Here is a 21,170-nt window from a genome sequence, read left to right as displayed (position 1 = left end):
CTCAATTCTCCACCTGTTCTTCTGTTATTTTCATGGCTTTTACGAGCATTATCTGTCCGATGGCAAGCCTGCCGAGCCAGTAGGCAATGTAACCAATATAAAGCCCCGTCAGATGCCATCCAGCAACAATTCCTAGCAACCAAGCAATAGGAAGCCTAAGGAGGTATCCAGGTAGCACGTTGGTGTACATATCCCACTTTGTTTTACCCATTCCCCGCAGCGCGCTGACGTTGGTACAGGCTAGGGCTAAAATCGGTGCACATAGGCCAATGATTTGTATCGCACCCAATGTCACTTCTTGAACTTCGGTAAAAGAAGTGAAAATACTTACCACTCCCTGCGGCCACACGATCAGTGGAAGCGCTAGCAATGACAAAATCACTGTCACTAGCAAGCGACACCGACTTACGTAAAACTGGATCATACTCAGATTCCGAGCCCCCCACGAGCGACCTACTAAGATTTGACACCCCATTGAGAGACTCATTGCAATTGAAAAGAAGATCATGATTAGATTGAAGGCAATACGTCCACCAGCGAGGTAAAAATTACCAATCATACCCATAATAATGAAGAAAAAAGTGTTGGCTAAATAGTCAAATGCTCCGGAGAATATAGCTGGCAAGCTAATATTACAAACCTGAGCAAATTCTTTTACTTGAAAGCGAAAATTATGGGGCCGTATGCGTTTAAACAGGTTCTTTTTGTAAGCCACTGCTAGTAAGAATAAAAGACCAACAGTACGTGCTAGCACACTACCAAGACCCGATCCCATCGCTCCGAGTGCAGGTAATGCCCCCATTCCATAGATAAGTGGATAGTTAAATATCACAGTCGTTGACGCAACCAATATCATTGTATACATCGACCACTTGGCCTGCTTTTCTGCATTAAAAGTGCTCTGTATCAACATAGCCGGAACCATGATCAAAAGCTCTGGAGATCGAGCGTAGAGGTAACTTGTTCCAGATTTTAAGACGTCGTTGGAATCTGTCAGCAATAACATTAACCAATTGCTAGTAACAAGAAGAATTATTACGCCAATCAGCGCAAAGCCTCCCGCGAATACTAAAGAGTGCCGGAATGAAACTCCGACCTGATTGGGTGTTCCAGCCCCAAACCGCCTAGATGCCAATACTTGGTGCCCCATCATTGCTCCTGTAACAATATTCGAAAAGATATTAAAAACAGCTGCTGCCGCCGCAACACCTGCCAAACCATCTATGCTATACCTGCCCATCATGGCTGTGTCGATTACACCAATAAGCATGGACGTTATCGAGCCAGCTAGTACAGGGAGCGATATGGCCAAAATCTCCTGGTAACCACTTAGCTTACCAGTTTTTTTTGTCATGTAACCTCCTCCTTTCTACGACTAACAGGGCTGCACTCTTTTAATTCCAAAAAGTAATAACATTTTTTCATTTCACGGTTCTAGACATCGCCGGGTGTATGAAAATGTCTATCATTACTATTCCCCTTACTGAAACAGCCTGCGAGGATTTTTGATTATATCTGAAACGAAGTTGTAATGGACTCGAGTTTCGTTAAAACGCAATAAACGAACGAACTATAAACCGATAGTCCGTTCGTTGGCTTGCCGATCACTTAGTCAAACTGGAAATCGTCGATGCCGTCTCGCACTTAAGGGTAATAGTACACTGAGTTTGCAAGAAGAATTAAAAACATTTATTGAATAAAGGCGCATTCTTGAAGCATAAAGTGGGCTTGTTTCTCGTATGGAGGGTGTGTTGGGTGACTGTCAGTACCTCCATAAACCTATGTTTTTATTAGTTTGATTTAATAAAACGAAGCAGCAACTCACTTAGATATCCGCTTTGGAACCTAATCGTGCGAAATATGAATATAAGTGCTACGACGACGTCAGTTTGTTATGATGTTTGCACCGATGGAAGACAAGCGCCAAGTGTATGTTTCAAATAAACGGAAACACGTGGATTTTACGGGTTGGATCAAGTACTGGTGGATAGCCACTTTTTTAAATCTAAAAGGATCACTTTGCCATGGGTAATCTAGTTACACACAGTGATTAGAACGTCTGTGTGTTGACAATTTACAGCGCGAGACGCTCTGGTTAACTTAAAAGTAAGTACCTTAAACCCTAAAAGTTAAGGCTTTCCCTTTATAGGTGCCCCTTTAGAATATCTGACGGTTGAATATGACTACAGACAGTGCACCGCTTATTTCGCTCACCCGGTCTGAATGTTATTTTATAATTATAGGGGTCGACCATATACATACCTGAAAGACTACGAGGTCGCTCACTGCCTGACAGATAACGTGCTGCTTCAAACACAATTAGTCCAGAACTAATAGACATTACTGGCGAAAAGGGCGTTTGTGGTGCTCTCCATCCAACATCATTGATCATTTGCAATGTTTCCTTAATTCCTACATCATACTCTAGCATGCACTGATGGCAAATTGTTTCGCCGGGGACGCACAGCGGTCCCACTACACACTGTCCCCCGAACAGAACGGGAACTCGGTTATCAAGACACGCCTTGGCAACGGCACTCCGAGTGCGGCTTGAGACGATTCCAAACGGGTTTACTACCAAGTCAACCCCATCTAGCAAGGGACTTAAATCTTGTGGCTCCTCCACGTAGAGCGCATGTCCTTCATACCGAATCTGTGGATCCACCTCTTGCAATTTTCGTGCCGCCGCCTCAACTTTAAGCTTTCCTACATCTTGGGCAGTGTATAGAATCTGTCGAGGCAGATTACTGGTTTCAATGTAATCAGGGTCGACCGCCACAATGTGCTGAATGCCAATACGAGCCAAGTTCAACAAAATCCAGCTACCAATCCCTCCTGCGCCTACCACCAATACTTTGCTCCGACGTAGACGTAGATCGAGTTCACTTCCACTTACTCCGTCTCGTTCCCATTGATCAAAGAACCACTGTTGGCGTTCATAGAGACTTCCCGTTGGCTTAAGAGTAGGAGTTCCTTCTACGATAGCCCCGAGATCAGATAGACGTTTGACAATTGAATTGACCTGCATTAGGCTAAATCCAGTCTGTTCGCTTAGTCTGTTAATGGCTCCTTCGACTGGGAGACCACTTTTCAGCAACTCTAGCAGTTGCCGAAACTTCTGAGTAGATCCATGCAAAAGAAAGCGTCGCTGAGTTGGGAGCGACCATATTTGAGCACCTTCTCCGCTCAACAAATAGTCCCAACCCTTGCTTAACCGCAGAACTTTGGTTTGAATGTCTTGCATAAATACCTCCTCAGGCCAGTGTTAATGTGTACAGGACTTGCTCACGAGTAGGGTCAAGCCCTAGTATCTCTGCGGCTAAAGCATCTTTCACAGCCGGTGTATGTGATGTCAACTTTCCGTAAGCAGCGGCACATAGGATTGCATAATGAACCGCTCTCCCGGCATCAATGAATAAGTTGCGAAGGGCTCGTTCATGCCGATAGCGCCATTGATATCGCTCATATTCAGCAACGTAAAGTAGCGTACATCCAGCTGTCAAAGGCCATTTCAGCCCGTACAGACAAGCAGTCATCTGCTCACGCCACTCACCAGGTATGATAAGTTCTACAGCATGATCCTCTACATCATAAAGGTAAATCCCCGGCTCCATATCAGCAATTCCGTAAACAACGAGGTAAATATCAAACGCGCATCCAAAGCTAGCTAAGTATTTCCTATTCCCCTCTGTTGGAGGCACCTTCCGATTCTTGCGTATTAACTGCGTACCATGAAAAAGGATACTACTCAAAACATCATGTTCAAAGTATCGAGCCGGAACACGACGCGTGGCCGAGCGGCGATGTAATACCTTACCCAAAGATATATCAGGAAGAGGTAGCGGCTTAGGGAGTGATTCAGCTTTTTCACCTACCCGCTTATGTAATGGCGGAATACCATCTTTCTGCAAGTAATCCTGCAAAACTATACGATTCTGGGTACGATAGTCTTGAACCTTGTCAGCAAACTCCCTAACCCGAGACCATAAATAGTAACCTAATGAATCATTCCAATTGCGGCTATGCCAATGTTCTATACCCGCAGCTGTCTCGGGATGTAATTCTGGTGCATCAAGCAGACCAAATTCGCGCAACCGCTCCGCAGTAGTCCCAACAGGATTGCTTGGATTCTGCAAACTACCTTTCAGCAACTCAAGTGCAGCGGATCGACTCAACTGAACACGTTTTTGCAACAGTGGGTTCTCAAATTCTAAGTACCCGCTTTGTATTTCATCTACATGCATTCGCATTGCTGTTAGCGGACTCCATCCTCTCTGAATCTGAGATTCATCCTTCACTTGCTCTAATGATTCTGGATTCATCACTTACACACCTCCTGCCAATGCTGCACCAAACATCGCGCCTTCCTCAAGGGGATGAAGCCCGATAATAGACTCTATATCCTGATCATCAATTGAATGATGAAACTGACACCGCAATCCCAGTGCGTCTGCCACAGTCTCCATAGTTACACATAAGTGACCGATATCCATAAAGATTGTTCGAAATGTGCGCGGCTCCCTGTATCGGTACATGTTTCGTTCAAAACAGGATGTCATAACCAGGAATGCTTCTGGCTTAAACTGCGCTCTTCGAACGGGTCCAGAGAATAGTTCAAACAACACCGCTTCGTCTGGCAAAAAACCCACGCGCTCTAGTGCATTAGCAGCCACGGAAAAGTGGTAAATTCCAGGATCCATTCCAACAACGTTCTGTACGAAAACATACCCTTCAGTCGGATGTCGAGACCCACCAGATGGACTGGTCTTGCGAATCAGATCCGCTCGGTTAGGAGAAGACTTCTTTCGTTGCCGAAACTCTCCAAAAAGCGTAGAGAGTAGTAACTTGAGTCGTTCCCCATCAAGTTGTTGCCCTTTACAATCCTGATGCCAAACGCGATCAAACGACTCTGTCAGTTCACCAACTGCTTCACTGGCGGAGATAACCGGATAGATCTTTGAAGCTTTCATGGGCGGCTTCATTCGATTCACATCAAGCTCTACTGCAGAATACTCTTCCATTCTAGCAACATCCACTAATCGTCCATCTGTCGCATAATCCACGAATGGATAATTATAGGATGCGATTTGATAGTCTGCAGCCTTTTGCCAACCGTAGAATGACCAGCGTTGCTTGATTTGCAGTGCCCAATTATGATTCTCGGTGGTAGGATCGACCAATAATCCATTTTCTATAAGTTCACTGACTAGCGTTTCAAGAAGCTGTTGATCGACTGACAAGAGCGGTGCCACTTCTGCGATTGCATCTTCTACAACTCGTCCACCCAAAAATGATACAAGTAGAGCACAAGCTGGTACTGATGCACGGAATCGCCGTCGAAGCGTACTAACTGTAATAAGCCAACTCTGTTCCCCAGTCATAGGAGGCTCAAAGCGAATAGATGCATGGGTATGTAAAACGCGCGTATGGCTTAGCGAAGACATAATCATCCCTCCTCCAATAGCTTGTAACAAAGTAAGTCTAGGGACTTAACTACACAGCCCCTAGACTATAAACTTTTACCTCATATTAATTCGCTGATTAATTACCATGATGACCAATCACCTTGTTCCAATGCCAATGGAAGAGAAGGAAGTTCCTCAATGACAAAGTCTTCAACTTTGAGGACATTCTCCAGCTCGACATTCACCTTCTGAACGGAAATAGGTTCCATTTCTTGATTTTTCATTCTTAATCCCTCCCTTCTTATAAAAAAGTTAATAGTTTGGTTTTAATCTATGATGTGGTAATTTTACCAGTTTATGACTTATATGTTTGTTCCTGAATAATAACATAATAATACATATATTTCAAAATATTTTTTTAATATGTATTCTGATTTAATGGTAGGCTTAATATCGCGATCATCAAAGAATTATCTGTAAATGAATTCCCTGTCTTGTAGAAGTTCATGCTAGTTTTTATAAAGAACATATCCAGGATCTCCGCTCGGGTTTGATCAAATCTAATACGACAACAAGTGGCGAGGTTTTTCAGAAAAATCCATACTCTCTGTCATGCTCACCCCCTTCTGAAACATGTGGATGACAGAGGTTTTTTTAGCGTATCATTGGAATGCTTGTCCAGCCCTACCGTCTGCTGTTTATACTCACCGTTACGGGGATTTCGTAAATGCATTCCAATACGATCATACTCTTCATAAAACTCGGTTTCTAACAGGTTTTAGTCAATAAGTCAAAATAGACTGCTGATTGATAACCATCTAATCGTAAGCAGACTATGTTCTTGTATTATTTCCGCATTCGGTAACTTGTACCGAAACACAAAAAAAACCAGCTAATGTTTGTCAAGCCTCGGTGTCTTGGCTGGACTACAAGAAACTTTTATTAATTTTCTCTGTACACCAAATAACCTCCATTGGCGTGGAGGGGATTGGGAAATAAAATTTGCCGATTTAATGGCAACGAACAAGACTTTGTGCGAGTTCATTTGAGACCTTCTGTATTACTAACGTCTACAACTAAGACTTTTCTCAAGCCCTAGTATGCCTGATGCTCCCCACTCTTGTTGTGTTCCATATAGAGTTCTTGTATTTTTAGGAGAGACACCATTTTTAATCGCTTTCCTCACCACATTCTCACTCGGTCCTTCCGCTGATAGATGCACACACCAAGGTTCTCTGGAATGTACACACAAACCAAGGGTTAACCAGGGTCTTGCAACGACTAATCCAGTAATATCATCAACTGCTGGTATATCCAGGTTGGCATGATCCATCTGGATAATATCAAGTCTTCCTAATGCTTCTCGGTCGGCATATCCCCTAGCAACTTCATCATAAGTTCGTTTAGCTTTAGAAGGATTTCTGCGGGTTTCCTTCACCCTCTTAGAAATCCTCTCAATGATGTGACATATCGTAATGTATTTAATTTCGGGTTCTTGTTTATCCATGCATTTATTTTTTGCAGAACGATGAATAGTTGCGACTGAAGGCTTTAGCCTAGTCAGATATTCATTCTCAATAACTTCTTTTAAAATTTCTATTTGCTTTGATGATAGTCTTACAGTCAATGTATCTAAAATAATATCAGGGTCATCAGGGTCATTTATAACTAACTTGAGATTATCCTTACGTTTATTTGTTCCCGAACCTTTATCTGATATTAATCCTTCTTCACCATTACTTTTATAGGCTGTAAGGTACCTCATTATAGATGATCGTGATGATCCTTTTTTCTTTTTAATCCTCTTTATTAGCTCATCTTGACTCAATTTCTCAAGATCTTCAGTGCTATCATCCATAAGAAATAAGTATTTGTCTTTAAATTGAATAAGTGATTGCATATCGCCACACTTAATCTGTTCTAGTAATAATAAAGGTTTTATCAGTTCAAATCTTTTGCTAACATCCTCTCTTTTTGAAGGCTTCAACTTAGCCAATTGAGAATCAAAAGGAATGCTGTCTTTTTTCGTAACAATCATTGATCTTAAGGGTTTAAAAGAAGGGTTTGTGATTAACGAAGAATACTCTATTGAGAATGTTTCATTATCTGGCCTCTTTAGCCAAATATGAGGAGGGTTTATAGATACAATTTTATGCAATTTTCCAAACAACTCACACTCTCCATGTATACGTAATTGACTGATACTCATTAGAACAACTCCCCCTTAAAATCTTCTTTAATGGATAACGCGGATTTCATTTCAAAATTGACAGTAATTATGGATTGAGAGCCTATAGTTTTGAGAACATCAATTAAAAAGTAACCATGTGCTATTAAGTGATACACAAGTGGCTTAATATGAAGAGGATCAATTACATCCATAAAACTTTGTGAAAGAACTTCTACTGAACAAGGGCCTATGTAGCTAAGCCGTAGAATGACTTTATCCGCCCACTCACTATAATAATTACAAGTTCTAAGATAGCCATTTAGGAAGTTAATATTATGGGGTAAAGGAGCTGGGAGAGTTTTGGGATATATTACTCGATAATCCCAACTATACATTTTTGCTATCAATTCACACTCCTTATTACAAATTTGAGTCACTTCATCTTGAATGTCTTCCTCACTTTCTTTTATTTGATACAGAAGTGGACGACTCCATTGTCGGAAAACCAAAGTGTCGGGTACATGATGCCACTCCTTTCCTCCGGTTGATACTAACACTTGAATAGGTTGTACATAATATCGTACTACTTCTCTGTCAAGCTCTAGATAAGCGTAAAACATTCTTTCGTTAAGCGATTCATACCCAACAGGTCTTCCATTTATATAGCTGTAGAAACTTCCGATGATGTGAGGATACCATTGGCTTCCTCTGTTATTCACCTTCCTTTTTGGAGCAAAAATTTCGTCCTCTTCTATCCAGGTTTTGCTTAGCCAGTCCACTTCTTCCCACCTCAAATTCGCAAAATGCCAATCGTTTATATAATTATTTATATTAATAATTTTGATCACTAATCTTACGTTATAAACCTTGTAAAAAAAAAAAACCAGCAGGATCAAGGACTGATTCAACTGGGTTAAATATTTTCTGTCTCATTTGCTAATATAAAATTCTCGATGGGTAATATAATCGGTCTCAATAGTAAATATTACTCACATGTGAAATGAGCAAGTAACATCCTAAATCTTATAAGCCTTCATCGCTTTGCGCAGCTCTTTCCACGTTGGGCGCTTACCGTACATAAGAACGCCTGTGCGATAAATTTTTGCAGACAACCATCCGAAGAAGAGAATGGATACGGCAAGAATAGCAAGCGACACAAAAATTTCCCAAGTGGATACTTCACCAAGACCGACCCGTACAAGCATCGTCGTTGGGGATGTGAACGGAACAAAGGACGCAATCTTCACCAGAAGTGTATCCGGTGTGCTTAAGCTGAACGTTGGAATGTAGAAAGCTACAAGCGCCAACATCGTAATCGGCAAAACCGCTTGACCAAGCTCTTCTGTACGACTCACCATCGAACCGATCGCAGCAAACAACACAGCATAAAGAAAATATCCGAGCACGTAGAAGATTAATCCATAGATAAGAACATCTAAGCCGATTTGTGAAAAATTTAAATGCCAGTTACCTAGCAAGTGCTGATTATGCGGAAGCATAATATTAATGACGGCGACAACCGCATACAAAGCAATTTGCGATATACCGACGAGGAACATCCCAATGATTTTCCCAAACATTTGATTGAGCGGTGACACGCTTGTAATTAATATTTCCATAATGCGCGAGCTCTTCTCGGTCGTCACCTCAGATGCAATCATATTGCCTGTAGAAATAATAGAAATGAAGAACAAGAGAAGCAGTGCATACACAACAACGTAATTCATAATTTTCACAGCCTCCGAGCTGCCTGCTTTCCCGTCTTTATCCTGATCGTCTACACCTTGAGTGGCGATTTGTACAGGTGTATTCAGCTCAGCAAGCTGTGCATCCGTCAATGATTGCTTCACGATATGCTGCGTCTTAATGCCCTGCAGTGCCGTTTGCAAATCCGTCTCAAGTGCGGAGTCGATTTTGCCCTTCTTCGATGTGTACATTACGTTGGGGAAATTCGAACCCTCTTGCTTCACAAACTGAATATATCCATCCAGCTTTCCGCTACTCACATCGTGGTTTAAAGTCGTTTCATCGAGTTTATCAACTTTTACAAAATGATATTTTCCCGCATTTCTCTGCTCTATATAGCTTTGAAGATTTTCTGCAATGTCACTCTGATCAGCGTACACAATACCGATCGATGCTGGTGCTTTATTTTGACCTTTACCCTCTGTAAATAAATGAATAAAATAAGGAACATTAGCTCCGACACAGATTAGAATCGCCATAATTAATGTTGTGATGAGAAACGCTTTTGTTTTTACTTTGTTCTTATACGTAAAGGCAATTACAGTACCCAATTTATTCATTGGATTCACCTACCGTTCTAATAAAGATTTGGTTTAACGTTGGCTCTTTCACTTCAAATCTTTGAACTGTCGTTTGTTCCATTGCTGTGCGCAAAATTTGCTGTGCAGCAGAGACATCGGATATATGAATGAGATATCCTTCTTCCAGACGATCTACCCCTTTGACACCCGCAATTTGCTGAAGTCCGCTCACTTCACCGTCCGTCAAGAGCAGCACTTCCTCCCTAGGATATCTGCTCTTAATCTCTTTAATATCCCCTTGTAGAACCGTATTCGAACGATGCAAAATCGTGATCTTGCGGCACAGTTCCTCTACATGTTCCATCCGGTGAGTAGAGAACAGAATGCTCGTTCCCTGATCACGAAGCTCTCTGACCGTAGCTTTCAGCAGCTCTACGTTAACAGGATCTAGCCCGCTAAACGCTTCGTCTAAAATAAGAATTTGTGGATTGTGCACAACGGCAGCGATGAATCCCATTTTTTGCTGATTCCCTTTGGATAGTTCTTCTATCCGCTTATCGTAATATTCTGGAACTTCAAATCGTTCGAGCCAGTAGCGCAGACTTTTGTCTGCATCCTTAGCTGACATCCCGCGCAGCTGTGCCAAATATATAATTTGATCGCTTACTTTCACTTTCGGATACAGTCCGCGTTCTTCTGGGAGGTAGCCCATCGTCTGCCTGAGTTCCTTGCTGTAAGGCTTGCCGTTATACAGAATTTCCCCAGCGTCAGGATAAATAAGACCTAGCACCATCCGCATCGTTGTCGTTTTACCTGCGCCATTTGCTCCAAGAAGACCGTAAATTTCCCCTTCGCCAACTTTTAAACTAATTTCATTTACCGCTGTCTTGTCGGCAAAATTTTTCACAACTTTGTTTAATTGCAACCTTTCCATTTCTCATCTCCCTTTCGTTTCCGCATTTCTCATCACTTCTTAAAAGTAAACATCATCATTACGCTGGCTTATGTCCTTGAATCCATAGACTTAACACTTCATCCAGCTCTAATCCTCTCATTTTTAACATTTGAATATCTGCCTCATGGAGTGTATGTTCTAAAGCTTGGCATTCTGTTGTTAGTACCCTAAGTATAGTAGAAGTCTCCCGCTGCCAGCTCACTACACCCGGCAGGTCATCTGCAATTTCTTCTTCGGTGCTTAGCCAGACTTCTTTCCAATTATCGAGCAGGCTATCCTTCTCAGCCATCCCCATGAGCTGACCTTGATGAATCATCACAATGTAATCTGCAAGCTTCTTCACCTCATCAACAATATGCGTATTCATCACAATTGTTGTCTCTCCTCCTTGCATAAAGAGACGAAGTTCATCAATCATCATCTTCCAAGCAAAAGGATCCAGTCCAGAAGACGGTTCATCCAGAAGGAGAAGTTTTGGACGTGCAGCTAATGCCGCCGCAATTTCGAATTTTCGCTGCTCACCCTTAGACAATTTGCGAAGCTTAACATCTCTCGGCACGCCAAAGCGGTCCATGAGCTGTTCATAATAGGCTGAGTCCCAGTCAGGATACCAGTAGGAACGAAACTTTACTGCTTGGTCTACCGTCCATCTATTTTCTTCTGGACTCGTCTGCTCAGGAACAAATGCAATTTGCTGCTTCATTTCGGTCGTCATTTCTTTTAATTCGCCTTGACCAAACCAAGAGATCTCACCCTCATCTGGAATGACCATTTGCATAAGCATATTCATCATCGTACTTTTACCTGAGCCGTTCTCTCCAACAATCGCGATAACGTAACCCTTAGGAATACGAAGATCAATGGGTCCGATCATTTTACGACCGCGGTGCTTACGTACGCCCCTATATTCGATAACAGTCTGTTCCATACCTGCCTTCACATCCTATTCGTCATCAGTCTTATATTTTAAATTTAATGTTGCAGTGAACAAACGCATTAATTCTTCTTTGGATAGATGAACAGATAATCCAACATCAACAGCATGGTCGATTGCCTCCTGTACGGCTGTGACACGGTATTGATCACGTGTGTCTTCGCCTACTTTGGCTACAAATGTTCCTGTACCTTGCTTTGTTCGAAGCAGCCCTTCATTTTCCAAATCTTGATACACTCTTCGTACCGTGATGACACTGCAATTCAGTCCGCTTGCGAACTCTCTGATAGAAGGCAGTAGAGTCCCCTCCTCAATTTGTCCGCTAATAATGAGCGATCTTAACTGATTCTCAATTTGGTGGTATAGCGGCTCTGCGCTATGTTCATTAATTTGAATGGGAATCCACACCCTTTGCACCTACCTCATCTAATACGTAATATGGATGAATTTGGTATTCATTTTTATAATAGATCACGTCGTTCTAACTTATTTAATGTAGTCTTACACAGCATGGCAAGCACGATCAGTCCGATTACTACCGATCCCCACATAAGGGGAGATAACATTCCCCATCTTTGGGCTGATTCAATCACTAAACTCATCACATTTATTCCAAGAAAGTGTAACCCTGCAACCAACACAGCCGTAACTAGCATAATGAATAACGTGTACCACAAATATATTTTCCCTTTATACAGAAATTCAAAATTAATATATACGCCCGTAATCGCAAGCCCAATCCCTATCCATGTAATTGTAAATGAGATATATTGAACGATGGTTAATTGGGTGCTTAAGCCTGATAACCAATAAATCATACTGAACACAATTACACTGTTCATTGCAAACGCTAGTAAGGATTGAATAACCCTGCTGTACATAACCACGCGAAGTGAAATCGGCAATGATCGAAAATACGCGAGCATTTGCGTATATGAATCTTCTTGTAAATATTTAAAAGAGCGCCTCGAGAAATAAAAACCAAGCATTGGAATTAAGAGAAAGAACATGAAATCGATAAATGATTTATAAAAAAACCGGTCTACATCTGAGTTTGTACGTATCATGAAACTAAGTATCCCGCCCATATACACCATAAAGAGAAAGGAAAATGTAATGAACAAGCGTTCATTTTTTAAATCTTGGACCGTAATGAACCAAGCATCACGTAACGTCTTCAATAGGATCTACCCCGCTTTTATTTAAATATTGCGTTACAGACATCTTGCTGCTGTGTATACTGTATATATTGATATACACAGTATACACAGCGTTCTATACAAAGTCAATATTTAACAATAAAAAAAGTCTAACAGCGATTTCCTGTCAGACTTTTCGTTATTTTATTTAGAAGATAGTTGTTTGTTTACAATGGATAAAACCCATTCGCACCAAGCAATTTCCTCTTGGTCGTGGCGAAGGCGCTGGTGGTAGAGCATATATCGTCCAAAATATATAGAAGACAAATCTTGAACCCCATCTCCGAATTGTTCTTCCATCACCCGCAGCTCTTCCTTATGATGAGCAACTTGTTTCTTGAACGCCGCTATACGTTCTTCAAATAATAATTTCATCGTATACGGCTCTGTTAACCACATCGTATTTACTTTTGCCAAAAATTCATCTCTTTGAACAGGAGGGGCTGGCGGTTTAGGCAGCCACTCTTTTAATAACGTGAGGCCCTTGCTTGTAATTGAATATATTTTCTTATCCGGCTTATTGCCCGATTGTTCTTCAAGTTCATAGGTTGTAAGCCCCTCTTGCTCCATCTTGGATAAGAGAGGATAAATTTGACTATATTCCACATGCCAAAAGCCTTCTAAATTTCGCTTTAGCTCATAACCTGAAGATGGCTTTCTTGCAATCATGCCAAGCAGCGTATAACCTAATGAATTCATAGAGAAATCCTTTCTATAAGTCGGCTCCTCTTTTACATCCCAAGAATAACTTCCCACACTGGCTTCGTATGTCCGCCTGGATAAAGCAAGTACAGAAGTATATATACCATAATACCCGTAATCGCAGAGAAAAACCAAATAATTGCAGTCGTTCTTCCCCACTTCCGATGTTTCGCAAACTTCTCTTTGAAAGCTAAAAAGAGTGTAGTTAGACCAAAGACAGCCCCCACTGTCGCGAGTGTAATGTGGAAAATAAGAAACACTTGATAGTAAATTTTAAGCTTGTCCGGTCCGCCCCACTCCGTGTTACCGATAAATACGGTTCGTGACATATAGATAACGAAAAACAGCAAGGCCGCTATCGCAGCTGTAATCATCACTTTCTTATGAGCTTCGCGGCGCCCCTTAATGATTAAAATCCACCCAATAGCAACCAATATGGCACTGATTGCAATAAAGGAAGTGCTGATTGTAGGCAGCACGAAAAATAAATCCATGTTCATCCTCCTCAAAGTTGTCTTTATCGTTGACTGATGTTCTGATCTGCCGGTTCCATTCGAGGCAACACTTGTTCATCATCATTATTATTCTCATTTTTATACCAATTGTAAAATACATAGCCCATCATTGAAGCAAATATAAACTCTTGCGTAAATTTCATCACTATCCCGCCAACCTGTTGATCAACCGTTGTGTCCAATATGTTAAAGAACTTAGGTCCTCCATATGCACGCAGTAAAGCGCTCGGATCTCCTGAAGTACAATATCCCATCGCCTTTGCCCATGCGTTCGGATCACTGAAGGTTGCATACATCGGTTCTTTTGCAAAAATAATTAAAGCACACGCCGGTGTAAGCAGCACCATATTGAGGAATATGTAGCCGATCTTCTTCAGGCTTGAAATTCCTTTTTCTTCAGGAAGCGGTCTAATCAGTGTCCACCACATCAGAACGGAAGTAATCAATAGAATGAGGTAGTACAATCTGTGCGCCGTAAAATGAAGCATGACGTAATCATGTATTACAGGAATATGATACAACGAAAATAATCCGTTGAACAATACGGCCGCCACAATCGGACTTGCTAGAAATGATAAGCGCCGGAAAGGATTTACTCTTAGCGCCGCACGCCATAGCCATACAGGAATGCCTAACATGACTAGAGGCGGAGCAACAAGATATGAAAGAGCCATACTAAGCATGTGAAACGTAAACATCGTATGTCCTAGCAAGCTAACTGGCCCGCCCTGTGCTAAATAAAGGATGGCGATTCCTGAGACAAATAGAACCTTTTGGCCTAGGCTGACATGTTCGGCACCCTCAAATTTCTCACTTAATGGTCCAATTACAACAAAATAGCCGCCAATAATAAGCAGCATAAAAGCCATAAACAGTGGACTCCATAAATCTGTAAAGCTAAAGTATTGTAATCCCAGCAAGTCCAAACCTCCTTAAGCCGGCTTCGTAAATCTGTCTAATTTATGACATAGCCTTATTACCGAAAAAAGAGGGGGCAGTAATACCTGCCCGCCTCTTCTTATCATCTTACCACCAAACCCAGCTAAGTGCCATGACGACACATGTGAAAGCAACGAAGAAACCGCCAACCAAGAACAAAATCGGAATAAAGTGTCCTTTATCTTTCATGTGCATCCAATAGCCTAGTTGGACTAACACTTGCAATACAGCCATAACAAGCAGAATGATCACTGTAAATGTTGTGTTCACACCGCCAGCAGCGACTGCTGCAAAAGCAATTAATGTGAGCACAATGGAGAAGATAAAAGCAACGACATGCTTGTAAGGTCCCTCGTGTCGGTGACCATGTTTAATAACATCATGATCTGTTTGTTGATGATCTACAGTCATGGGTTAGCCCACCTTTCCAAGGAGATAAACGACCGTAAAGATGAATACCCATACTACGTCAATGAAGTGCCAGTAGATTGCAGACACGTAAATTTTCGGTGCCGTAACAACCGTTAATCCTTTTTTGAACAACTGTGCAATCAATAGTGATATCCACAAAATACCGAACAAGACGTGGGCTCCGTGAAATCCAACAAGTGTATAAAATGATGAACTGAACGCACTTGTCGTCATTCCAAAATGCTCTTTGTGTACATACTCTGCGAATTCATAAATTTCTAGTCCCAAGAAACCAAGACCTAGAACTACAGTAATACCAAGCCAAGCAACGAGCTGTTTCAATTTATGGCGATGCATCGCTTGAATGGCGAATACACTCGTTAAACTACTCGTAAGCAAGATAAAGGTTGCCGCTGCGGTCATTCCCATATTGAACAACTCATGAGCCGTCGGTCCTTCGTTAGTTTGATTACGCAAAGCTAAGAATGTTGCAAAGAGGGTACCGAAGAGAACCGATTCACCGCCGAGAAAGAGCCAAAAGCCGAGAATTTTATTGCGGCCTTCGTGCGTCGCCTTCTCTGGTTCATGCGGAAGAGTGCCGTGTGTATGATCTACGTGAGCTGAACTCATGCTTTTACTCCCTCCTCTTCTAATTCTTCAGGTTCAATGTGCCAGCCATGATCATCGAAGACCGAACGGAGCAGCATGCAAATGAAAGTAATAAGAAGACCGATGATAACGACAACATAATTGTTGAAAATACCCGCTAAGAATGAGTTCGAGAACTCATCGCGGCTGAACATGAAACCAAGACCTGCAATAAATAAACCTACAGACATTACGAAAGGCAAGATTGATGCAGAAGGCATATGGATCGATCCTACAGGCTCTGAAGGTGTCATTTCTGTGTTGCCAGCTTGTTTCTCTTTCCAATATGCGTCTAGGCCGCGCACAAGCGGAATTTGTTTAAAGTTATATTCAGGCGGTGGTGATGGAATTGTCCATTCGAGCGTACGTCCATCTTCCCATGGGTCGTTTGCCACGCCTTTTGGTTTGCTCATTGTAATAACAATGTTTACAAAGAAAATGATGACGCCAACGGCCATCAGAAGTGCACCGATTGTACTAACCAAGTTCATTGTATCGAAGTCTTGATTCGGTAAGTATGTAAAGATACGACGCTGCATACCCATCAGACCTAAGAAATGTTGGATAAAGAACGTCAATTGGAAACCGATAACAAATGTCCAGAATGTCCATTTACCAAGCGTTTCATTCAGTAAACGTCCGAACATTTTTGGCCACCAGTAGAAGAGTCCACTGAATAAACCAAGCACCAAGCCGCCTACAATAACGTAGTGGAAGTGAGCAACAACAAAATAAGTATCATGGAACTGATAGTCCGCAGGAGCAGAAGCCAGCATAACGCCGGTTACACCACCCATAACGAACGTCGGAACAAATGCGGAAGCGAACAAGTTCGCTGTCGTAAAGCGGATTTGACCGCCCCACATGGTAAACAACCAGTTAAAGATTTTAATACCTGTTGGAACAGCGATAAGCATCGTTGAGATCGAGAACAATGCATTCGCTACAGGACCCATACCAATAGTAAACATGTGATGCGCCCATACCATGAATCCAAGGAATGCGATCAGGATCGTCGCAAATACCATGGAGCTGTATCCAAACAGACGTTTTCTAGCAAATGTCGGAATGACATCAGAGATAATACCGAAAGCTGGAAGAATCAAGATATAAACTTCTGGGTGACCGAAAATCCAGAAAATATGCTGCCAGAGAATAGGATTACCACCTGCCGCTACTTCGAAGAAGTTAGCACCCAAGAGGCGGTCAAAGGATAATAGTACAAGACCAACCGTAATGGCTGGGAATGCGAACAAGATAATTGCTGAAGTAATAAAGGATGCCCAAGTAAACATTGGCATGCGCATAAATGACATTCCTGGTGCGCGCATCGTGATCACTGTAGCGAGGAAGTTAATACCACCGATCAATGTACCAAGACCTGCAATTTGAATACCAATGGTATAGAAATCGACACCGTGAGTAGGGCTGAAAGCCTTGGATGCCAGCGGAGTATAAGCTGTCCAACCCGCATCTGGCGCCCCTCCCATAATCCAGCTTAAGTTAAGGAGCAGTCCCCCGAAGAAGAACGTCCAGAAACCTAGCGCATTCAGAAAAGGAAAGGCAACGTCACGCGCCCCGAGTTGAAGCGGAAGAACCGCATTCATAAGTGCAAATATAATTGGCATAACGCCAAGGAAGATCATTGTCGTACCATGCATTGTAATTAATTCGTTAAATGTCTGAGCTGAAACGAAATTATTCAGCGGCTTCCAAAGCTGAATCCGAATGAGCATGGCCTCGATACCGCCAATGCCAAAGAACAAACCACCTGCGACCAAGTATAAAATGGCTATTTTCTTATGGTCGACAGTCGTTAACCAGTCCATCAAGCCTTTGTGGTGCTTGACACTATGAGCATGAGCCAAGGTTATGTACCCCCTTATATAAGTCTTAGCTGAATATTAGTAGTTCAACTTGTAGTTAGCTAAGTAATCCGCGATACCATCGATTTGTTCTGCTGTAAGGTCAACCTTCGGCATCAAGTTACCTGGTTTAACTTTTTGTGGATCAGAAATCCATTTCTTAAGGTTTTCCTTAACAGGATGACTTTCATCATTAATCAAAATGCTGGCAACCGTCTCGCGTCCACCGATACCTGTTAAGTTAGGAGCAGCAGGACCGCCTTGATCGCCAACAGCGTGACAAGTTAAGCATTGGTTTTTGAAAGTTTCAGCGATTTGAGGATCTTCAGGAAGTTTTGCCGGCTCTTTCATCGCAGCTACCCAACGATCAAACGATTCTGGGCTGACAGCCTTCACTTTAAATTCCATCAAAGCATGGGACTGACCGCACAGTTCAGCACATTTTCCTAAGTAAACGCCTTCTTTCGGCGCAGTAAATGACCATTTGTTAATCGTTCCGTCTGGGTTCGTATCAATTTTACCGGATAGGGAAGGTACCCAGAAAGAGTGGAGCACGTCAGCTGTTTTAAGCTGGAATGAAATTCGTTTATTCGTAGGAATGATTAAATCCTGAGCTGTTTTCACGCCATAATCAGGATATTCAAACTCCCACCAAAATTGATGAGATGTAACTTTAACATGGACAGCATTTTTGTCTTTCGTGTAATCCTCGCCCATGGCGAACACTTTTTGAATCGTAGGAACGGCTAGAATAAATACTAGAATCAATGGAATAACCGTCCAAATGACTTCAAGTTTAAAGTTTCCTTCAACTTGTTCAGGAGGTTCTGTTTGTCCTTTTTTTCTACGGAACTTAATCCACACATATGTTGCAATACCAAACACGACGAGAAGTACGCAAATCATAATGGATATGGCTAGTTTCATCAAATCATACGATCCCTGTGCCACAGGTCCTTGAGGTCTCAAAGCGGACAAATCCTCACGGCCACATGCGGACAGAAGTAGTGCGATACTTGCCATCAAGGGAAGAAGTCGCTTAAAAGCCTGCCACCGTTTCATCATTAATCTACCCCACTTTACACATTTTCGCAGTCCATAACCCAATATTTAGGAAACAAACTGCCCAAGCCAAACACAATGATGCAATCCTGTCAAAATAAAACAATTACTCATTAAATATAAGTTGCCATATATTGTTTTGTCAATCTTTAGCGGCTAGTTCACAAATTGTTCAAAATATGTGAAAATGCGCGTCGTCACTCATTTTGCAAACGCTTACAATATAAGGATAGCGCTATCAAACTATCTATCATTGCTGCCTTTTTTCGCCATTTGGGCATGTAAATTCCGGTCGAATTCTGTAGATTACGACATTAGCTCAAATGAACCGAAAATTCCCATAATATAAAGAAAAAACCGCCTTCAAAGCGAATATCCGCAAAGAAAACGGCTGGTTTCTTTTATGGTGACTAAGCTGTAATATTAATATTTGTTTGTTTCTATTTTGTTGTTTCTATTTTGAAGTGAAATCAAGACACAGTTGAATTCATTTTATGCAGTTCATCTTCAACTAAAAGTGTTAGCTCTTCCTCATACCCTCCCATGATATGGTACTTCCGGACATATTCTTTCACAAACTTCTTTGGATCCTTAGGTCGGAAAATTCGTGTCATTTCCCTTAGACTTTCCTTGACTTCGTTGTGTCCCTTCGTTGCCATGAAAATTCCCTCCCAAAACGCTAGTGTTGAAAAACCTCGTTTTCGAGAAAACGCCGAAAAGATATGCAGGTATGATGAGGCTGGCTTCGTCTATTGTCCTTTCGCCCCTACTATCCTTCTATTGTATCATATTTCCACAACTGTTTCAGCTTTCCGAATAAAAAACAAAAGTATTTTTATTTATTCTCATAACATTTATCGGAAGATGTTGGGGATATTATAATATGATGACAGGAGGGAAATTGAAATGGACAGCGTATCTCCTAAAGTCTTGATTTTATATGCAAGCTACGGTGATGGGCATTATCAAGCATCTAAGGCGATTGAAGCATGCTTGCACCAAGTAGGAATTCATGATGTTCTGCTTCTCGATTTAATGGCTGAAGCCCACCCGATTATTAATGAATTAACGAAATACGTCTATATGCAGAGCTTTACCTCTATACCTCACGTGTATGGATGGGTATATAACACGACCAAAGAGATGCACCCAACTTCTCCATTATCAATTCTGATCCATTCTTTAGGAATACGTAAACTAAAACGATATATATCCACATATCAACCGAATTTAATCGTTCACACATTTCCGCAGCTCGTCATGCCAAAAATACGGAGACAAACGGGAATCGAAATCCCTATCGTAAATGTAGTAACCGATTTTGACCTGCACGGCAGATGGATTCACCCTGATATTGACCGTTACTATGTAGCTACAGAAGAATTGAGACAACAAATCATTCAGAAAGGAATTCCTTCGAACCGCGTCATCGCAAGCGGCATCCCTATTCGTACACAATTTAATTCCATTCCATTTAGCGTCAATCGATTTCGGAGAACTGGCAAAAAAAACGTACTGCTTATGGGCGGTGCTTTTGGAGTCGTTCAAGGCATTCGGAAAATTTGCGATCATCTGCTTACCCATACTCCGTTTGAACTCAATGTTGTATGCGGCCGAAACAAGGAGCTTTATAATGAGTTAAATCATCTATTCGGCACACATCCGAATATTCAGATCCACGGCTATGTCGATCAGATATCACACCTTATGCAAGCTAGCGACTGCATCGTAACGAAGCCGGGAGGAATTACTTTATCAGAAAGCATGGCCTGCGGTCTCCCCTTATTTCTATATCGCCCTGTCCCCGGGCAAGAGCTCAATAACGCCCTATTCTTGCAAAAGAAAGGTGTTGCGTTCATTTCTCATGAACCAAGAGAACTAACTTCACAAGTAATGCAGGTACTTAACAATAATAACCATCTTCATAATATAAATTCTCATATGCAGCAGCTTGTGAAGCCTCACGCGGCTGAGCGGATTGTAGAAGATATGATTAACCATTGGTACTTAGCACGGGAGTCTGTGTCCATTCGGTAAATTAACGGTTATTCATATGTATTTTGGGGTAAGTTATACGAGAGGTAACAGAACTCCCTCT

21 protein-coding genes and 1 pseudogene are annotated in these 21,170 nt (G+C 41.8%); 1 reads left to right on the top strand and 21 read right to left on the bottom strand.

Features of this window, described 5'->3' with window-relative positions; all coding sequences use genetic code 11:
* Position 1: 1 nt before the first annotated feature.
* The 21 genes and pseudogenes from J2Z20_RS17180 to J2Z20_RS17085 form a co-directional block, all read right to left on the bottom strand.
* A complete protein-coding gene (locus J2Z20_RS17180; RefSeq protein ID WP_209853180.1) occupies positions 2-1,354 on the bottom strand; it encodes an MATE family efflux transporter in 1,353 nt (450 codons plus the stop codon).
* 789 nt (positions 1,355-2,143) lie between these two features.
* A complete protein-coding gene (locus J2Z20_RS17175) occupies positions 2,144-3,190 on the bottom strand; it encodes a HesA/MoeB/ThiF family protein (protein ID WP_209853178.1) in 1,047 nt (348 codons plus the stop codon).
* Between the two features lie 64 nt (positions 3,191-3,254).
* Positions 3,255-4,322, bottom strand: coding sequence for a SagB/ThcOx family dehydrogenase (locus tag J2Z20_RS17170; protein ID WP_209853176.1), 1,068 nt, complete (start codon positions 4,320-4,322; stop codon positions 3,255-3,257).
* Positions 4,323-4,325: 3 nt separating this feature from the next.
* Complete coding sequence (locus J2Z20_RS17165; protein WP_209853174.1) at positions 4,326-5,444, bottom strand: SagB/ThcOx family dehydrogenase; 1,119 nt, start codon at positions 5,442-5,444, stop codon at positions 4,326-4,328.
* A 101-nt stretch (positions 5,445-5,545) separates the two neighbouring features.
* Entirely contained in the window at positions 5,546-5,689 is a 144-nt protein-coding gene (locus J2Z20_RS17160; protein ID WP_209853172.1) for a hypothetical protein, read from the bottom strand.
* A gap of 300 nt (positions 5,690-5,989) precedes the next feature.
* Positions 5,990-6,180 (bottom strand): annotated as a pseudogene (locus J2Z20_RS18390) (IS256 family transposase); the annotation flags it as partial.
* Positions 6,181-6,468: 288 nt separating this feature from the next.
* Positions 6,469-7,614: a hypothetical protein gene (locus tag J2Z20_RS17155; protein ID WP_209853170.1), complete on the bottom strand. Its 1,146-nt coding sequence runs from the start codon at positions 7,612-7,614 to the stop codon at positions 6,469-6,471.
* Positions 7,614-8,354: a hypothetical protein gene (locus tag J2Z20_RS17150; RefSeq protein WP_209853168.1), complete on the bottom strand. Its 741-nt coding sequence runs from the start codon at positions 8,352-8,354 to the stop codon at positions 7,614-7,616. The genes J2Z20_RS17155 and J2Z20_RS17150 overlap by 1 nt, the downstream gene beginning before the upstream one ends.
* A gap of 237 nt (positions 8,355-8,591) precedes the next feature.
* Complete coding sequence (locus tag J2Z20_RS17145) at positions 8,592-9,881, bottom strand: ABC transporter permease (protein ID WP_209853166.1); 1,290 nt, start codon at positions 9,879-9,881, stop codon at positions 8,592-8,594.
* A complete protein-coding gene (locus J2Z20_RS17140) occupies positions 9,874-10,776 on the bottom strand; it encodes an ABC transporter ATP-binding protein (protein WP_209853164.1) in 903 nt (300 codons plus the stop codon). Before J2Z20_RS17140 ends, J2Z20_RS17145 begins: the two co-directional genes overlap by 8 nt.
* Positions 10,777-10,834: 58 nt before the next feature.
* A complete protein-coding gene (locus J2Z20_RS17135) occupies positions 10,835-11,725 on the bottom strand; it encodes an ABC transporter ATP-binding protein (RefSeq protein ID WP_209853162.1) in 891 nt (296 codons plus the stop codon).
* A gap of 15 nt (positions 11,726-11,740) precedes the next feature.
* Positions 11,741-12,139 carry a GntR family transcriptional regulator gene (locus J2Z20_RS17130; protein WP_209853160.1) on the bottom strand — a complete coding sequence of 133 codons (399 nt, stop codon included), beginning with the start codon at positions 12,137-12,139 and terminating at the stop codon, positions 11,741-11,743.
* A gap of 53 nt (positions 12,140-12,192) precedes the next feature.
* Positions 12,193-12,912 (bottom strand): hypothetical protein, encoded by a 720-nt coding sequence (locus J2Z20_RS17125; protein WP_209853158.1) that lies wholly within the window; start codon positions 12,910-12,912, stop codon positions 12,193-12,195.
* A 162-nt stretch (positions 12,913-13,074) separates the two neighbouring features.
* Complete coding sequence (locus J2Z20_RS17120; protein WP_209853156.1) at positions 13,075-13,629, bottom strand: PadR family transcriptional regulator; 555 nt, start codon at positions 13,627-13,629, stop codon at positions 13,075-13,077.
* A gap of 32 nt (positions 13,630-13,661) precedes the next feature.
* Positions 13,662-14,126 carry a DUF420 domain-containing protein gene (locus J2Z20_RS17115; protein ID WP_209853154.1) on the bottom strand — a complete coding sequence of 155 codons (465 nt, stop codon included), beginning with the start codon at positions 14,124-14,126 and terminating at the stop codon, positions 13,662-13,664.
* A gap of 23 nt (positions 14,127-14,149) precedes the next feature.
* Entirely contained in the window at positions 14,150-15,067 is a 918-nt protein-coding gene (gene ctaG, locus J2Z20_RS17110; RefSeq protein WP_209853152.1) for a cytochrome c oxidase assembly factor CtaG, read from the bottom strand.
* 106 nt (positions 15,068-15,173) lie between these two features.
* Entirely contained in the window at positions 15,174-15,497 is a 324-nt protein-coding gene (locus J2Z20_RS17105) for a cytochrome C oxidase subunit IV family protein (RefSeq protein ID WP_209853146.1), read from the bottom strand.
* Positions 15,498-15,500: 3 nt separating this feature from the next.
* Complete coding sequence (locus tag J2Z20_RS17100; RefSeq protein ID WP_209853144.1) at positions 15,501-16,127, bottom strand: cytochrome (ubi)quinol oxidase subunit III; 627 nt, start codon at positions 16,125-16,127, stop codon at positions 15,501-15,503.
* Positions 16,124-17,974 (bottom strand): cytochrome c oxidase subunit I, encoded by a 1,851-nt coding sequence (gene ctaD, locus J2Z20_RS17095; RefSeq protein WP_415640045.1) that lies wholly within the window; start codon positions 17,972-17,974, stop codon positions 16,124-16,126. Before ctaD ends, J2Z20_RS17100 begins: the two co-directional genes overlap by 4 nt.
* Positions 17,975-18,049: 75 nt before the next feature.
* Complete coding sequence (gene coxB, locus J2Z20_RS17090) at positions 18,050-19,075, bottom strand: cytochrome c oxidase subunit II (protein WP_209853140.1); 1,026 nt, start codon at positions 19,073-19,075, stop codon at positions 18,050-18,052.
* A 467-nt stretch (positions 19,076-19,542) separates the two neighbouring features.
* The gene (locus J2Z20_RS17085) at positions 19,543-19,731 is read right to left on the bottom strand and encodes a hypothetical protein (RefSeq protein WP_209853138.1); all 189 of its coding nucleotides are present in this window, start codon (positions 19,729-19,731) and stop codon (positions 19,543-19,545) included.
* Positions 19,732-19,978: 247 nt separating this feature from the next.
* Here J2Z20_RS17085 and J2Z20_RS17080 point away from each other — a divergent pair, with 247 nt between their 5' ends.
* The gene (locus tag J2Z20_RS17080) at positions 19,979-21,109 is read left to right on the top strand and encodes an MGDG synthase family glycosyltransferase (protein WP_209853136.1); all 1,131 of its coding nucleotides are present in this window, start codon (positions 19,979-19,981) and stop codon (positions 21,107-21,109) included.
* The last annotated feature ends 61 nt before the right edge of the window (positions 21,110-21,170 follow it).

Origin of the sequence: Paenibacillus sediminis (genome assembly GCF_017873765.1) — a bacterium.
In the GTDB taxonomy this organism is placed as follows: Bacteria; Bacillota; Bacilli; order Paenibacillales; family Paenibacillaceae; genus Paenibacillus_AG; species Paenibacillus_AG sediminis.
This window is presented reverse-complemented; position numbering and strand designations above follow the sequence as displayed.

Bases quoted from the DNA above. Each gene is read 5' to 3' on its own strand.
- J2Z20_RS17145 (WP_209853166.1), bottom strand. From the start codon at position 9,881: ATGAATAAATTGGGTACTGTAATTGCCTTTACGTATAAGAACAAAGTA.
- J2Z20_RS17180 (WP_209853180.1), bottom strand. From the start codon at position 1,354: ATGACAAAAAAAACTGGTAAGCTAAGTGGTTACCAGGAGATTTTGGCC.
- J2Z20_RS17165 (WP_209853174.1), bottom strand. From the start codon at position 5,444: ATGTCTTCGCTAAGCCATACGCGCGTTTTACATACCCATGCATCTATT.
- J2Z20_RS17100 (WP_209853144.1), bottom strand. From the start codon at position 16,127: ATGAGTTCAGCTCACGTAGATCATACACACGGCACTCTTCCGCATGAA.
- J2Z20_RS17135 (WP_209853162.1), bottom strand. From the start codon at position 11,725: ATGGAACAGACTGTTATCGAATATAGGGGCGTACGTAAGCACCGCGGT.
- J2Z20_RS17115 (WP_209853154.1), bottom strand. From the start codon at position 14,126: ATGGATTTATTTTTCGTGCTGCCTACAATCAGCACTTCCTTTATTGCA.
- J2Z20_RS17085 (WP_209853138.1), bottom strand. From the start codon at position 19,731: ATGGCAACGAAGGGACACAACGAAGTCAAGGAAAGTCTAAGGGAAATG.
- J2Z20_RS17160 (WP_209853172.1), bottom strand. From the start codon at position 5,689: ATGAAAAATCAAGAAATGGAACCTATTTCCGTTCAGAAGGTGAATGTC.
- coxB (WP_209853140.1), bottom strand. From the start codon at position 19,075: ATGATGAAACGGTGGCAGGCTTTTAAGCGACTTCTTCCCTTGATGGCA.
- J2Z20_RS17155 (WP_209853170.1), bottom strand. From the start codon at position 7,614: ATGAGTATCAGTCAATTACGTATACATGGAGAGTGTGAGTTGTTTGGA.
- J2Z20_RS17080 (WP_209853136.1), top strand. From the start codon at position 19,979: ATGGACAGCGTATCTCCTAAAGTCTTGATTTTATATGCAAGCTACGGT.
- J2Z20_RS17170 (WP_209853176.1), bottom strand. From the start codon at position 4,322: ATGAATCCAGAATCATTAGAGCAAGTGAAGGATGAATCTCAGATTCAG.
- J2Z20_RS17120 (WP_209853156.1), bottom strand. From the start codon at position 13,629: ATGAATTCATTAGGTTATACGCTGCTTGGCATGATTGCAAGAAAGCCA.
- J2Z20_RS17140 (WP_209853164.1), bottom strand. From the start codon at position 10,776: ATGGAAAGGTTGCAATTAAACAAAGTTGTGAAAAATTTTGCCGACAAG.
- ctaD (WP_415640045.1), bottom strand. From the start codon at position 17,974: ATGGACTGGTTAACGACTGTCGACCATAAGAAAATAGCCATTTTATAC.
- J2Z20_RS17105 (WP_209853146.1), bottom strand. From the start codon at position 15,497: ATGACTGTAGATCATCAACAAACAGATCATGATGTTATTAAACATGGT.